The organism is Sphingomonas sp. Leaf231, from assembly GCF_001421995.1.
GTDB lineage: Bacteria > Pseudomonadota > Alphaproteobacteria > Sphingomonadales > Sphingomonadaceae > Sphingomonas.
The window spans coordinates 786000-799315 of record NZ_LMLS01000002.1 but is presented as its reverse complement, the minus strand read 5'-3'; the positions used below and the strand labels follow the sequence as shown (position 1 = coordinate 799315).

The window sequence follows — 13316 nt, the reverse complement described above, 5'->3', positions numbered from 1 at the left end:
TCATTGGCCCTCGCCCTTGGGACGACGATCGGGATCGTCCCACAAGGTCGGCACGATGTCCGACACATCGATATCGCGATTGTCGTCCGGCACCACGCCCAGGATCGCGCCGACCCGCGCGATCGTGCGCCCGACCACGGGGGCGACGTTCCACGCGGCGGTCTTCCACCCACCGGTTTCCTTGGTGCCGAGCGGCGAGTCGAGCATCGCCACCACGACATAGCGCGGCGCGTCCATCGGGAAAGCCGCCGCGAACGTGGCGACATTGCGCGACCGGTCGTACCCGCCCGCCACCGCCGCCTCGGCGGTGCCGGTCTTGCCGCCGACGCGGTAACCCGGCGCATCGCCCTTGCGTCCGGTGCCGCGCATCACGATCAGCCGCAGCATCTGGCGCATCCGCGCGCTCGTCGCCTCGCTGATGACACGCCGCCCGGCCGGCGCATGGCCCGGCTGCACCTTCAGCAGCGTCGCCGGTCGCCACGTGCCGCCGTTGACCAGCGCCGCATAGGCGTTGGCCAGATGCAGCGGCGTCACGGCGATGCCGTGCCCGTAGGCGGTGGTCATCGTCGTGGTGCGCGCCCAGAACGTCGGCCACAGCGGACGCCCCTTCTCGCGCACTTCGATATCGGGGCGGGTGTCGAAGCCCAGCTTGCGGAACATCGCCTGCATGCGCTGCGGCCCGACCTCGTCGGCGACGCGCGCGGTGGCGATGTTCGACGAATAGATCAGCGTCTCGGCCATGTTCAGCCACCGCTTCGGATCGCCGCGTTCGTCATGGATCGTGAACCGGCCGACCTGCAACGGATGCGTCGCATCGAAGCGGCGCTGGAACGAGGTGACCACCCCGGTATCCATCGCGGCAGCCATCGTGATCGGCTTGAAGGTCGATCCCAGCTCGAACACGCTCTGCGTCGTGATGTTGCGCAGCTGCTCGCTGCCCGACATGCCGACCCGGTTGGGATTGAACGTCGGCAGCGACACCATCGCCACCACTTCGCCGGTCGCGGCGTCGAGCACGATGCCGCCGCCCGCGCGCGCGGAGAAGGTGGTCATCGCGCGGCTCAGCTCGCTCTCCATCGCCGCCTGCACGCGCGTGTCGATCGAGAGCGTCACCGGCTGGCCGATCGTCGCCGGGTTGGTCAGTCGCTCGTCCAGCGCACGCTCGATCCCGCTCATCCCGTGCCCACCGCTGATAAAGCCCAGCACGTGCGCGGCCATCGTCGATTGCGGGTACAGGCGCTGCGTCTCGCGCTCGAACACGATCCCCGGCTCGCCGATCGCGTTCACCGCCTCGACCAGCGCCGGGCTGGCGCGACGATTGAGATAGGTGAAGCTGACCGGCTTGGTGATCTGCGCCAGGAACCACGGCTGGTCACCCTTGTCGGGCATCAGATCGGCCAGTTTCTGCGCGATTTCCGCCGGATCGCCCAGCAGCTTCCTGGGGTGCACGCCGATCGTCCACGCGTCGATCGTCCGCGCCAGCGGCGCGCCGTTGCGATCGACGATGTCGCCGCGCGGCGCGGCCAGCACCGCGGCCGTCCCCCGCTCGCCACCCGACAGCACGCCCAGCATCGCCAGCCGCCCGATCACGATCAGCACGCCGGCCGCGAACACCAGCATCAGCATCATCAGGCGCAGGTGCTGCGTCGCCAGCAATTGCTGGCGCTGGTCGCCCGAGCGGCCGGCACGTAACGGTCGGGCGACCAGCGTGGTCACCGCAAGCGGCTCCGCTCGGCGCGCGCGCCGCTCAGCAGGTCACCGATCGTATTGTCGCTCAGCAGCCCGCGGTCGAGCATCGCGACCTTGGCGGCCTTCACCGGCGCAGCGGCGGCGCGCGCCGCGACCCGCGTCACCGTGACCGGCATGCTGGCGGCGGCGACCTGCACCGCGGCGACCTTCACGACGGCGGCGCCGGCACTGGCGGTCGCCACCGCCGGGGTGGCGACCGGCGCGACGACGACCGGCGCGGACGGCACGATCAGCTGCGCGGTCTGCACCGGCACGTCGCGCCCGGGCACCGGCATGCCCTGTACCGGCGACAGCGCGGCCAACGCGCGCTCGTCACGAACGAACTGCCGCGCGGTCGGCACGGTCAACGCCAGCGTGTTGCCGTTCCAGCGTTCCAGCTGCGCCAGATTCGCGCGCACGTCGAATTCGGTTTCCAGCGCGCGGATGTCGCGTTCGGCGCTCACGATACGGCGGTCGACCTGCTCCAGCCGCTTGCGCTCCGCCGCGACCTGCGACGAGACGAGATAGAAGCCGATCGCCACGACCGCGCAGCCGGACAGCCATCCCAGCCCCTTCAATCGATATATCGCCGCCATCGTTACGCCTCCAAACGCCAAGGGGCCGCCCCGGTACGCCGGGCGGTGCGAAGTGTGGCGGAGCGGGCGCGCGGGTTCGCGGCCAGCTCCGTTTCGCCCGCGCGGATCGCGCGGGCGGTGATCTCGAAGGTCGGTGCGCGTGTCGGCGCAGTGACCGGCATGTGGCGCGATCCGCCGGGCGCACCGCCCGACCGGTCGCGCAGGAAACGCTTCACGATCCGGTCCTCCAGCGAATGGAAGGTCACGATCGCCAGCCGCCCACCGGGCGCCAGCACGCGCTCGGCCGCTTCCAGGCCGCGCTCCAGCTCGTCCAGCTCGCCGTTGACGTGGATACGCACCGCCTGGAACGCGCGCGTCGCCGGGTCCTTCTTGTCGTGCGGGCGGTGGCCCAGCGCCTTGCGGACCGCATGCGCGAACTGCGCGGTCGTCAGCAGCGGGCGCGCCGCGACCACCGCACGCGCGATCCGCCGCGATTTCGGTTCCTCGCCATAGCGATAGAGGACGTCGGCGATCGCCTCCTCTTCCGCCTCGTTCAGGAAATCGGCGGCGGACATGCCGTCCTGGCTCATCCGCATGTCGAGCGGACCGTCGCTCTGGAACGAGAAGCCGCGCGCCGCCTGGTCGAGCTGCATCGACGACACGCCGATGTCCATCGTCACGCCGTCCACCGGCACCGCGTCCAGCGCCGCCAGTTCCGCGACCATCGCCGAGAAGGTCGCCGGCACCAGCGTCAGCGCCGCCTCACCCTCCAGCGCGCGTCCGGCGGCGATGGCGTCCGGATCGCGATCGAACGCGATCACCGCCGCGCCGGTCGCCAGGATGGCGCGCGTGTAGCCGCCGGCACCGAAAGTCGCATCGACATGGCGCTCGCCGGGGGCGGGGGCGAGCGCATCGACGACTTCGGTCAGCAGGACGGGAACATGCGGGGCGGCGAAGCCGGACACCATATCGTCCGCGACGTTGTTCACGACGCCGGTCATGACAGGGGTATCCCCTTGTCCTCGCAGGCGAACTCGACATATTCCTTCAGGAACGGGTCGATGCCCGGCGTCTCGATCAGGACGCTGGGCGCCCAGATCGTGATCCAGTTGAACGCGCCCAGGAACACCGCCGCGCCCGCGATGCGTGCGTAACGGCGTTCGAACGTCGGCATGATGAACCGCCCCGATCCGTCGAAGGGCAGCGGCTCCGCGCCGCCTGCGCGATCGAGGATGTTATAGTCGGTGCGGCCGCTGGTCGCGAATTGCGCGGCGTCCAGCGCCTCCAGCTTCGCCTTCCAGAACGGTACGAAGCCGGGGTCGTAGGCGATCAGGCAACGGTGTTCGGGATGCGGGGCGATGATGACGGTGCCGCCATCCTTGCCGTCGTCGCGCGGCGCGTTCTTCGCGAGTGTGGCGCGAAGGGTGTTGGGAATCGCGACCCGGCCCTTGTCATCGACAAGGCCAAGTCCCTTTCCCTGATAATCCACCCTGTCGTTCACGCCCACCTCGCACCTGGAGCGCACGATCCTCCTGCCCGGCGCACGACCCTCGCCGCACGCCGACGTTGCTGTCAGCAAACAACAGTGGTCTGCCCCCAATGTCGTAGTGGTTAGGTATCAGGGTTAAACGGGGAAGAGAAGGGATTTTCGGGGAAAGTCGGGGAGAGGCGCTACAAGCGTCGGAATCTCGCGGAATTCCGTAGCATAGCCTGTGCACGGGATGTGCCGCGTGCGCCCGCACGCAGCCGAATCGCGGAGGAAAACTCGTAAATTTCCGGGGCCAGGCACGTCCTCCCCGATTCTCCCCGGCGTACGCCAGGAAGACGGCGTCGACCCGCGGGCAAGTGCCGCGGCGTCGGTTTCACAACGTTCCGTTGCTCGCGGCAGGGTTCGGGACGGGGGGCGATTCGGGCTGCGGGGCCGGCGTGGGTGCTGCGCCGGGGGTCACGCCCATTTCCGCGAGCGGCTCGTTGGTCGCGGTCGCGCCGGGGGCGGAGGCCGGTGCGCTCATGTTGGCGACCTGTTCCGGCTGCGCCGCACCGATGACGTTGACGGGTTGCTGCTGATTTACCGAAGAGAAGATCGCGCTGGCGAGCCCGATCAACAGGACGACCGCGGCCAGCCCGATCATTCCGACGCGCACCCGCTGGCGCGTCTGCTCTGCCTGCTGCCGTTCGGCAGCGGCCTTGTCTTTGCGTGTCACCTTCATCGGTCGCGCAATTCTACCCGATCATCGCGCGACTGTCGATCAATTCGTTAACGCGGCACCCCGCACCAGTCCCTTGGCCGCCAGCCAGGCCGGATCGTACAGGGTGGAAAGGTAACGGAAACCGGTGTCGCACAGGATCGTCGCGATTCTTTTGCCCGGTCCCAGCCGCTCGGCCAGCCGCACCGCGCCCGCCACGTTGATCCCCGACGACAGCCCGAGGCACAGTCCCTCCTCGCGCAGCAACCGGTCGGTCCAGTCCAGCCCCTCCTGATCGGGGATGCGGAATTGCGTATCGATCGGCGCACCCTCCAGATTGGCGGTGATCCGCCCCTGCCCGATCCCTTCCGCGACCGACGACCCTTCCGCGCGCAGCTCGCCGCAGGCGTAATAGTCGTACAATGCCGCGCCATGCGGGTCGCTCAGCGCGATGCACACCGCCGGATCGTGCGCCTTCAATCCCAGCCCGACCCCGGCGAGCGTCCCGCCCGTCCCGACCGCGCAGGTGAAGCCATCGATCCGCCCGTCCATCTGCGTCCAGATCTCCTCGGCGGTGCCGACGATATGCGCGCGGCGATTCGCGATATTGTCGAACTGGTTGGCCCACACCGCGCCCGGCGTCTCCTCCGCGATCCGCCGCGAAGTGTGGACGAAATGGCACGGCGAGGAATAAGGTGCCGCCGGCACCGTCACCAGTTCGGTGCCCAGCGCGCGCAGCGTGTCCATCTTCTCCTTGGACTGGGTGTCGGGCATCACGATGATCGTGCGATACCCCCTGGCGTTGGCGACCAGCGCCAGCCCGATCCCGGTATTGCCGGCGGTGCCCTCCACGATCGTGCCGCCGGGCTTCAGCACCCCGCGCTCCTCGGCATCGGTGACGATGAACAACGCGGCGCGATCCTTCACGCTCGCGCCCGGGTTCGCGAACTCGCACTTGCCGAAGATGTCGCAGCCGGTCGCCTCGCTTGGTCCTTTCAGTCGGACAAGTGGCGTGTTGCCGATCAGGGCCAGCGTATCGGGGGTGGTAAGCATGCCGCGTAGATGCGGATGCCGCCGGTGATCCGCAAGCGAATGAAACTATCCACCGCCCACCCGCGGCTTGCCCGCCCTCGCCATCGCCTCCCGCATCTGTCATGTTCCCGTTTCGTTTTCAGCCGAGTCGCCCATGCACGATCTGCCGCCCCGTCCGCTGCGTTGGCTGTTTCTCGACCTGAACAGCTATTTCGCGAGCGTGGAGCAACAATTGCAGCCGGCCCTGCGCGGTCGCCCGGTGATCGTAGCCCCGGTCGGGTCGGACACGACGGTGGCGATCGCCGCGTCGATCGAGGCCAAGCGCTTCGGCATCTCGACCGGGACGCCTGTGTGGGAGGCGAAGCAATTGTGCCGCGAACTGGTCGTCACGCCCGCACGCCACGAACGCTATGTCGCGTTCCACCACGCGATCGTCGCAGAGATCGAACGGCACGTGCCGGTCACCCGCGTCTGTTCGATCGACGAGGTCGCCTGCCGCCTGCTCGACAATGAAAACCGCCGCGACCAGGCCGAGGCGCTGGCGCGGCGGATCAAGGCAGGCATTCGCGAACGCGTCGGCGCGTGCCTGACCTCCTCGGTCGGCATCGCGCCCAACCGCCTGCTCGCCAAGCTCGCATCCGATCTGCAGAAGCCCGACGGGCTGGTCGTGTTCGAGGCGGCGGACCTGCCGCACGCGCTGTATCGCCTGTCGTTGCGCGACATCAGCGGGATCGGCGCGAAGATGGAGCGGCGGCTGGCACGCGACGGCGTCAACGACATCGCGCAATTGCTCGCGCGCCGCCCGCGCGACGCGGGCCATGCCTGGGGCGGCACCAACGGCGACCGGCTATGGTATCTGCTCCACGGCGTCGACCTTGCGGACAAGCCGACGCAGAGCCGCACGATCGGGCATAGCCACGTCCTGTCGCCGGGCAAGCGCGGCTATGGCGCGGTGCGGCTGACGGCGCGGCGGCTGGCGTTGAAGGCCGCCAGCCGCCTGCGCCGCAAGGAATATCGCGCGCGGTTGCTGGTGCTCCACGCCCGGTTCGAGGATGACAAGACCATGTGGCGCACCTCCGCGAAACTGCCCGCCACGCAGGACAGTTTCGCGGTGCTGGCGATCCTCGACACGTTGCTGCCCCGCTTGCGCGCGCAGGAGCAGGCGCACCGCAGCGGATGCCGGATGATCGGCGTGACCCTGGCCGAGATCGAACCGGTCACGGGCGAGCAGCATTCGTTGTTCGCGCATCTGGACGCCGACGATCCGCTGGCGCGCGAGACCCGCGGCCTTGCGCTCAGCCGCGCGATGGACCGCATCAACGAACGATTCGGGCGGCACGCGGTTTCGGTTGGCGCGACGCACGGCGGACGGCTCGACCGGGTCGGCACGAAGATCGCGTTCGGACGCATCCCCGACATGAACGAATTCCACGAGTGACCGCGCGCCTGATGCAGCGCAGCAACCGCGCACTTGACGGAGTAATGTGCATCGGCATAGCGGCCCCTCATGCACAAAACCCTTCCCCTTTCGGTGGCCGCCGCCCTGTTGGCGTTGTCGGCCTGCAACTCGGAACCCACCTCGCCGCAGGTGCTGGACAGCAATCCCGATCCGATGGCGTCGACGCTCGCCAATGCCGGCCCGATCGAACTGCCGCCTGCGATCAAGGCGGAAAAGACCATGCGCTGCAAGGATCAGAGCCTCGCCTACGTCACCTTCTTCGACGGCGACAAGCAGGCGGTGGTGCGCACCGAAAAGGGTGGCGCGGCCACCACGCTGAAGAGCGAGAAGGCCGGCGATCCGCTGATCGCGGAAGGCGGCTGGAAGATGACCGGCTCGACCAGCGAGATCAAGCTGACCACGCCGGGCAAGCCCGAACTGGTCTGCCACTCCTGATCCGCGACGCGGGGGCGGCCAGACACGGCCCGCCCCCGCCGCCGGCCGGGGCATAGTCCCGGACCGGCCCATGCGGAGGCTTTCGGACCGCACCGCATCGCTTTCATCGAACGCTTTTCCGCCGTCAAACCCACCTGAGCCGCAGCCGGCCTCGACGGTATCGTGGCCGGCCGCGCCGCACGCGGATCGCATCGCGCGGCGCGACGACGAACATCACCCCCGTTGCTCGCACCGCTTCCGGTCCGCATCATCTTCTTGCCCCGCTCGTCCCCGGGCCGTAGCCTTGGGCGCATGACGACGGTCGCGATCTACAGCCTTAAAGGTGGCGTCGGGAAAACGACGCTGGCGATCAATCTGGCGTGGTGCGCCGCCACGATGTCGGCGCGCCGCACGCTGTTATGGGATCTGGACCCGCAAGCATCCGCGACATGGTTGCTGGGCGATGGCGCCGCGCACGATCGCGCCGGGGCGTTGTTCGCGCGCGGCGTCGCGCCTGACAAGCTGATCCGCGCCACGCCGTTCGATCGGCTTGACCTGCTGCCCGCCGATGCCTCGCTGCGCGATCTCAACCACCTGCTGCGCGCGCTCGACAAGAAGCGCCGCCTGCGCAAGCTGATCGCCGAACTGGGCGATCACGACACCGTGATCCTCGATTGCCCGCCCGGTCTGACCGAGACGGCGGAGCAGGTGGTGCGCGCCGCGGACCTGCTGGTCGTACCGGTCGTGCCCTCCGCCTTCTCGCAACAGGCGTTCGCCATGCTGGACCGCGCGTTCGGCGGACAGGTGCCGATGCTGCCGGTGCATATGATGGTCGACCGGCGCCGCGCCTTGCATATCGAGGCGGTGGAACGCCACCCCGACTGGCCGGTAATCCCGATGGCGAGCGCGGTCGAGAATGCCACCGCGCAGCGTCTGCCGACCGGCGTCGCGCAACCACGCAGCCCGGCCGCCGCCGCGTTCGCGCAGTTGTGGCGCACGATCGAGCAACTTCGCACTTGACCGCCCCGACGCCCGCGGCCGGGACGCTCGATCCCGCCCTGCTGCTCAGCGCCTATGCGGTCGGCGTATTTCCGATGGCGGACAGCCGCGATGCGGACAGCATCTATTGGGTGGAACCGCGCCGCCGCGCGATCCTGCCGCTGGATGGCTTCCACCTGTCACGCTCGTTGCGGCGGGTCGTCGCCGCCGATCGCTTCCGCATCACCGTCGATCGCGATTTCGCGCAGGTCATCGCCCTGTGCGCCGAATCCGCCGCGGATCGCCCGGACACGTGGATCAACGCGATGATCGAACGCGCGTTCATGCGGCTCCACGCGCTGGGTCATGCCCATTCGGTCGAATGCTGGGATGGCGACCGGCTGGTCGGCGGGCTCTATGGCCTCGCGCTCGGCCGCGCGTTCTTCGGCGAAAGCATGGTCAGTCGCGCCACCAACGCGTCCAAGGTCGCGATCGCCGCGCTGGTCGCGCGGTTGAAGGCCGGCGGCTTTACCCTGCTCGACTGCCAATTCATGACCACCCACCTCGCCTCGCTCGGCGCGCAGGAGATCGATCGCGCCGATTACATGGCGTTGCTGGGCGCGGCCCTTTCCTCGACCGGCTCGTCCGCCGCGGCATCGTCCGGCGCAGCCGCCGCCGCCGATGCCGGCGATTTCTTCGCGCTCGATGCGGCTGCCGGCGGCGCCGACGGCGCGGTGTCCGGGAACGCCATCGTGCAGCTCCTGGTCCACACGTCGTAGACGGGGTCCGTGACGATGTTGAGCGCCGGACGCTCCTTGTAGAGCCAGCCGGAGAACACGCGCCGCCAACCGGTGTCGGCGCGGCGCACCTCAAGCTGGACGAACGCGCCCGTCAACTGCTCCGGCTCCCACGGGGCGGTCTTCTCGCACGCGCGCAGCCGGACGATCACGTCGCCGATCCGCCCAGCCTGACCGGGCTTCAGCGTGATGTCACGGCTGACGCCGTTGCGTTTGTTGAGCAGCCCCAGCACCGCGACCCGCTGCGCCATCGGGGTCGATCCGGCATCGACCGGCGCGTCCTGCCCGTCGGTGCGCACCTCGTCGTCGCCGAGCGGCGGCATCGTACCCGCGCGGTCGGGGATCGGCGTGCTCACGATCGGAGTATCCGAAGGCGCGGCCGGCGGTGTCCCGCGCAGGCTCAGCCCCGCCCAGGTCACCCCTGCCGCCGCGATCAGAACCAGCCCGCCGATCGCGAGCGGGCGCTTCACGCGTCGGGGCTCCACGCCTCGTAATCGCCGGTCGCGGCGGCACGGTTGCCACCCTTCTCCAGCGCCCCTTGCGGACGATAGGCGTATGCGGTGCCGGTCATGTTGGGCACGGCCGGCTTTTCCCAGCGGCGCGGCGGCGGCAGCACCTCGGTCGGCACGCCGTCCATCTGGCGGTGCAGCCAGCTGAACCATTCGGGCGGAACGCGGCTGGCGTCGTTCGCGCCGGCATAGATGACCCAGCGGCGCGGCTCGCCCATCGTGTCGCGGCCGCCCAGCCAATAGGTATTGCCCAGCGAATCCTCGCCCACCTGCCGCTTGCCGCGCAGGCCGTAGAAGATCGTGCCCCAGCTTGCGCCGTTCCACCAGGTGAAGGGGTTGAGGTTGATGCCCATCGTGCCGCCTCGCTTACCCGCGTGCGCCCGCGCGTTCAATGCCCGATGCGCATCGCCGTCATCACTCCGGCGCGGCGACCCCCACCGCCAGCGGCCCCTTGCGTCCCGGCACCACCCGGGCGCGCAGCCGCTGCTCGGGCTCGACGTCGGCGATCCCGGCGCGGCGCAGCGTTTCCATATGGACGAAGATGTCGCCCGGCCGCGCCAGCGCCACCAGGAACCCGTACCCCTTGATCCGGTTGAACCATTTCACCGACACGTCTTCCCAGTCGGCCTGCGCCGCCGCGTCGTCGGGTACGATTTCCGGGTCGAGCCGCGCCAGATCGCGGTCGCGCACCGTCTCCGCCGCGGTGGCCAGATCCAGCGCGGTGATCGCCACCGCCTGCCACCCGCGCGCGCCCTGCACGGCGCGGCCATGCACGCGCGTCCCCTCCGGCAAGGTGCGGCGGCCATAGGCCTGGAGCACGGTGAAGTGCAGCAGCACGTCGCCCATCGCCGTGTCGTCCGCGACGACGAACCCGAACCCGCGCGTGGCGTCGAACCATTTGAGTACGCCCGAAAGCGCGACCGTCGGCAGGTCGCCCGCGCCACGGTCAGCGCCAGCGTCCGGGATTTCGCCGGTGCGGATCGTCCCGCCATCGATCGATGCGACCGGCCCGTCCTGCACGTCGCGTCCCGCCCCCTTGCAACCCCTGATCCACATCGGTGCACTGCACCATGGCCGAAAGCAAGTCGCGATCTACTACGACCTACTATTCGGCCTCCGGCACCTCGCCCGGCGCGGCGTCAACCACGCGGCGCGCGGTGGCCAGGTCGTGCCCCGCCCGCAGCAGCGCGGCCAGGTGCCGCTCCCGGTCGCGCGGGTCGGGGCGCACCGTGGCGAACGGACCGATCCGCTTGCGCCGCGCCAGCCGCAGCGCGCTCTCCAGCGCCGCGCCGCGCGCCTCGGCCACCGCCGGCGCGCGATCCTCCTCGTCCAGCCCGGCGGCACGCAGCGTCTCGGCGATGCGCCGCGCGCCATAGCCGCGCCGCGCCAGCGCCGCGCCCTTCTGGTCCGCGAAGCCGCGATCATCGACATACCCCGCATCGGCCATCCGCTGCGCGACCGTCGCGGGGTCGACCGCTTCCCCATCCCAGCCGCGCTCGCGGATCTTGCGCGCCAGATATTGCGTCAGCTTTCCTCGCGATGTCGCGAACCGCTCGACATAACGCAGCGCCAGCCGGTCCAGCGCAGCGGCGTCCAGCGGGGGTGGCGCGGGACGGCGGCCGGACGGGGTGGTGGATCGAGGAGCGGACACGCCTTGATTGTGCCACAGTAACCATGGAGTCTGGGGGTCAATTTTAACACGTGACGGCAAACCCGCCCTTTTTGCCGATCAACCATTGCGCCCACGTTACAGGTGCGACAGGAACACAGGATGACGATCGACCTCGCCCCGATGACCGCCACCGCGACGGCGAAGCCGACGGCCACGCCGACGGACGATCGTCTGCCGCGTCGCTTCTCCGACTTCGCTACCTTGAGCGAAGCGCTTGATTATGCGGCCGATGGCGTGCGCGGATTGAACTTCCACGATGCGCGCGGCACGCTGGTGCACAGCTATTCCTATGCGGAAATGCGCGCCGATGCCCATGCCGCCGCGCTGCGGCTCATCGCGGCCGGGGTCGCCCCGCACGACCGGATCGCGCTGATTGCCGAGACGGGCCCGGAATTCGCCGCGCTGTTCTTCGGCACGGTGCTCGCCGGTGCGTGGCCGGTGCCGCTGCCGCTGCCGACCTCGTTCGGTGGCCGCGAAGCCTATATCGACCAGCTCCGCGTCCAGCTCGCCAGCTGCGATCCGAAGCTGCTGATGTATCCGGCCGAACTGGCGCTGCTTGCCGGCGCCGCCGCGCAGGCCGCCGGGGTGGAAGGTGTCGACTGGTTGGAATTCGGCACCCGCCCCGCCCCCGACGCCGCCTTGCCGCAAGCCGGCAGCGACGACGTCTGTTACCTGCAATATTCCAGCGGCTCGACGCGCTTCCCGCATGGCGTCACGGTCACCCACCGCGCGCTGCTCAGCAACCTCGCCGCCCACGCGCATGGCATGCAGATCGTCGAGAGCGACCGCTGCATCTCGTGGCTGCCCTGGTATCACGACATGGGGCTGGTCGGCTGCTTCCTGTCGCCGCTCGCCAACCAGGTGTCGGCCGATTACCTGAAGACCGAGGATTTTGCGCGGCGGCCGTTGTCGTGGCTCGACCTCATCAGCCGCAACGCCGGTACCACGCTCAGTTACTCGCCGACGTTCGGCTACGACATCTGCGCGCGGCGCATTTCGTCGCAGACGAAGGCGTCGGACCGGTTCGACCTGTCGCGCTGGCGGGTCGCGGGCAACGGCGCGGACATGATCCGTCCCGACGTGATGCAGGCGTTCGTCGACGCCTTCGCCGACGCCGGGTTCCAGGCCACCGCCTTCCTGCCCAGCTACGGCCTGGCGGAGGCGACGCTGGCGGTGTCGCTGATGCCGCCCGGCGAAGGCATTCGCGTCGAGCTGGTCGAGGAAACCGAGCTGTCCGGCGCGCACCATGGCGAGGATCGCCCGCAGCGCTACCGCGCGATCGTGAACTGCGGCAAGGCGGTGCGCGATATGGAAATCCAGGTGCGCGAGGAGGACGGCACCCCGCTGCCCGACGGCGCGATCGGCAAGGTGTGGTGCCGCGGCCCCAGCGTCATGGTCGGCTATTTCCGCGATCAGGCTTCGACCGACGCCTGCCTGGTCGATGGCTGGCTCGACACCGGCGACATGGGGTACATGTCGGACGGCTACATCTTCATCGTCGGCCGCGCCAAGGACATGATCATCATCAACGGCCGCAACCACTGGCCGCAGGATATCGAATGGGCGGTCGAGCAATTGCCCGGCTTCAAGGCCGGCGACATCGCCGCCTTCGCGATCACCACCCCGGGTGGCGAGGAGACGCCGGCGGTGCTGGTGCAATGCCGCAGCTCGGACGAGGAGGAGCGCGTGCGCCTGCGTGACGAGATCCGCGACCGCGTTCGTTCGGTCACCGGCATGAACTGCGTGGTCGAGCTGATCCCGCCGCGCACGTTGCCGCGCACCAGCTCGGGCAAGCTGTCCCGCGCCAAGGCGCGCAACCTGTATCTCGCCGGTGAGATAAAGCCCTACGACCTCGCCGCCTGATCCCGTCGCGCCGGCAAGGTTTGCCGGTGCGAGGATTTTTTTACCGGGCCGCGTCGCACGATCCTGGCATGATGCGGGAAGATGCGACAGCGTAAGCCGCTGT

At 69.4% G+C, this 13316-nt stretch carries 14 protein-coding genes and 1 pseudogene; 5 read left to right on the top strand and 10 right to left on the bottom strand.

What is annotated here, in order from left to right:
* The 6 genes from ASE95_RS10050 to ASE95_RS10025 all read right to left on the bottom strand — a co-directional run bounded on the left by ASE95_RS10050 (position 1) and on the right by ASE95_RS10025 (position 5542).
* The gene (locus ASE95_RS10050; RefSeq protein ID WP_056635139.1) at positions 1 to 1716 is read right to left on the bottom strand and encodes a peptidoglycan D,D-transpeptidase FtsI family protein; all 1716 of its coding nucleotides are present in this window, start codon (positions 1714 to 1716) and stop codon (positions 1 to 3) included.
* Entirely contained in the window at positions 1713 to 2324 is a 612-nt protein-coding gene (locus tag ASE95_RS10045) for a hypothetical protein (protein WP_056635137.1), read from the bottom strand. The genes ASE95_RS10050 and ASE95_RS10045 overlap by 4 nt, the downstream gene beginning before the upstream one ends.
* 2 nt (positions 2325 to 2326) lie before the next feature.
* The gene (rsmH, locus tag ASE95_RS10040; protein ID WP_056636209.1) at positions 2327 to 3271 is read right to left on the bottom strand and encodes a 16S rRNA (cytosine(1402)-N(4))-methyltransferase RsmH; all 945 of its coding nucleotides are present in this window, start codon (positions 3269 to 3271) and stop codon (positions 2327 to 2329) included.
* A 29-nt stretch (positions 3272 to 3300) separates the two neighbouring features.
* Entirely contained in the window at positions 3301 to 3804 is a 504-nt protein-coding gene (locus tag ASE95_RS10035) for a division/cell wall cluster transcriptional repressor MraZ (RefSeq protein ID WP_056636206.1), read from the bottom strand.
* 361 nt (positions 3805 to 4165) lie between these two features.
* Entirely contained in the window at positions 4166 to 4513 is a 348-nt protein-coding gene (locus ASE95_RS18030; RefSeq protein ID WP_200918787.1) for a hypothetical protein, read from the bottom strand.
* 39 nt (positions 4514 to 4552) lie between these two features.
* The gene (locus ASE95_RS10025; protein ID WP_056635135.1) at positions 4553 to 5542 is read right to left on the bottom strand and encodes a cysteine synthase A; all 990 of its coding nucleotides are present in this window, start codon (positions 5540 to 5542) and stop codon (positions 4553 to 4555) included.
* A 133-nt stretch (positions 5543 to 5675) separates the two neighbouring features.
* Here ASE95_RS10025 and ASE95_RS10020 point away from each other — a divergent pair, with 133 nt between their 5' ends.
* From ASE95_RS10020 to aat, 4 genes are all read left to right on the top strand, one after another.
* Entirely contained in the window at positions 5676 to 6959 is a 1284-nt protein-coding gene (locus ASE95_RS10020) for a Y-family DNA polymerase (RefSeq protein ID WP_082450038.1), read from the top strand.
* A 69-nt stretch (positions 6960 to 7028) separates the two neighbouring features.
* Positions 7029 to 7415 (top strand): hypothetical protein, encoded by a 387-nt coding sequence (locus ASE95_RS10015; RefSeq protein WP_056635133.1) that lies wholly within the window; start codon positions 7029 to 7031, stop codon positions 7413 to 7415.
* A 291-nt stretch (positions 7416 to 7706) separates the two neighbouring features.
* A complete protein-coding gene (locus ASE95_RS10010; protein ID WP_056635131.1) occupies positions 7707 to 8414 on the top strand; it encodes a ParA family protein in 708 nt (235 codons plus the stop codon).
* On the top strand, positions 8411 to 9151 hold the full coding sequence (gene aat / locus ASE95_RS10005) for a leucyl/phenylalanyl-tRNA--protein transferase (RefSeq protein ID WP_082450037.1): 741 nt from the start codon (positions 8411 to 8413) through the stop codon (positions 9149 to 9151). Before ASE95_RS10010 ends, aat begins: the two co-directional genes overlap by 4 nt.
* A gap of 35 nt (positions 9152 to 9186) precedes the next feature.
* On the opposite strand, the pseudogene ASE95_RS18275 reads toward aat, so the two are convergent.
* From ASE95_RS18275 to ASE95_RS09990, 4 genes and pseudogenes are all read right to left on the bottom strand, one after another.
* Positions 9187 to 9420, bottom strand: a pseudogene (locus ASE95_RS18275) (DUF2155 domain-containing protein); the annotation flags it as partial.
* A 215-nt stretch (positions 9421 to 9635) separates the two neighbouring features.
* Positions 9636 to 10031 (bottom strand): NADH:ubiquinone oxidoreductase subunit NDUFA12, encoded by a 396-nt coding sequence (locus ASE95_RS10000; protein WP_056635128.1) that lies wholly within the window; start codon positions 10029 to 10031, stop codon positions 9636 to 9638.
* Positions 10032 to 10092: 61 nt separating this feature from the next.
* Positions 10093 to 10734, bottom strand: a complete 642-nt coding sequence (locus ASE95_RS09995) for a cold shock domain-containing protein (RefSeq protein WP_082450036.1) — start codon at positions 10732 to 10734, stop codon at positions 10093 to 10095.
* Between the two features lie 49 nt (positions 10735 to 10783).
* Positions 10784 to 11329: a regulatory protein RecX gene (locus tag ASE95_RS09990; RefSeq protein ID WP_056635126.1), complete on the bottom strand. Its 546-nt coding sequence runs from the start codon at positions 11327 to 11329 to the stop codon at positions 10784 to 10786.
* A 120-nt stretch (positions 11330 to 11449) separates the two neighbouring features.
* On the opposite strand from ASE95_RS09990, the gene ASE95_RS09985 reads away from it, so the two are divergent.
* Positions 11450 to 13213, top strand: coding sequence for a fatty acyl-AMP ligase (locus ASE95_RS09985; protein WP_056635124.1), 1764 nt, complete (start codon positions 11450 to 11452; stop codon positions 13211 to 13213).
* Positions 13214 to 13316 lie beyond the last annotated feature (103 nt).

Coding starts and splice junctions, on each gene's coding strand:
- ASE95_RS09985 (WP_056635124.1), top strand. CDS start 11,450: ATGACGATCGACCTCGCCCCGATGACCGCCACCGCGACGGCGAAGCCG.
- ASE95_RS09995 (WP_082450036.1), bottom strand. CDS start 10,734: ATGTGGATCAGGGGTTGCAAGGGGGCGGGACGCGACGTGCAGGACGGG.
- ASE95_RS18030 (WP_200918787.1), bottom strand. CDS start 4,513: ATGAAGGTGACACGCAAAGACAAGGCCGCTGCCGAACGGCAGCAGGCA.
- ASE95_RS10000 (WP_056635128.1), bottom strand. CDS start 10,031: ATGGGCATCAACCTCAACCCCTTCACCTGGTGGAACGGCGCAAGCTGG.
- ASE95_RS10020 (WP_082450038.1), top strand. CDS start 5,676: ATGCACGATCTGCCGCCCCGTCCGCTGCGTTGGCTGTTTCTCGACCTG.
- ASE95_RS10015 (WP_056635133.1), top strand. CDS start 7,029: ATGCACAAAACCCTTCCCCTTTCGGTGGCCGCCGCCCTGTTGGCGTTG.
- ASE95_RS10045 (WP_056635137.1), bottom strand. CDS start 2,324: ATGGCGGCGATATATCGATTGAAGGGGCTGGGATGGCTGTCCGGCTGC.
- ASE95_RS10025 (WP_056635135.1), bottom strand. CDS start 5,542: ATGCTTACCACCCCCGATACGCTGGCCCTGATCGGCAACACGCCACTT.
- rsmH (WP_056636209.1), bottom strand. CDS start 3,271: ATGGTGTCCGGCTTCGCCGCCCCGCATGTTCCCGTCCTGCTGACCGAA.
- ASE95_RS10010 (WP_056635131.1), top strand. CDS start 7,707: ATGACGACGGTCGCGATCTACAGCCTTAAAGGTGGCGTCGGGAAAACG.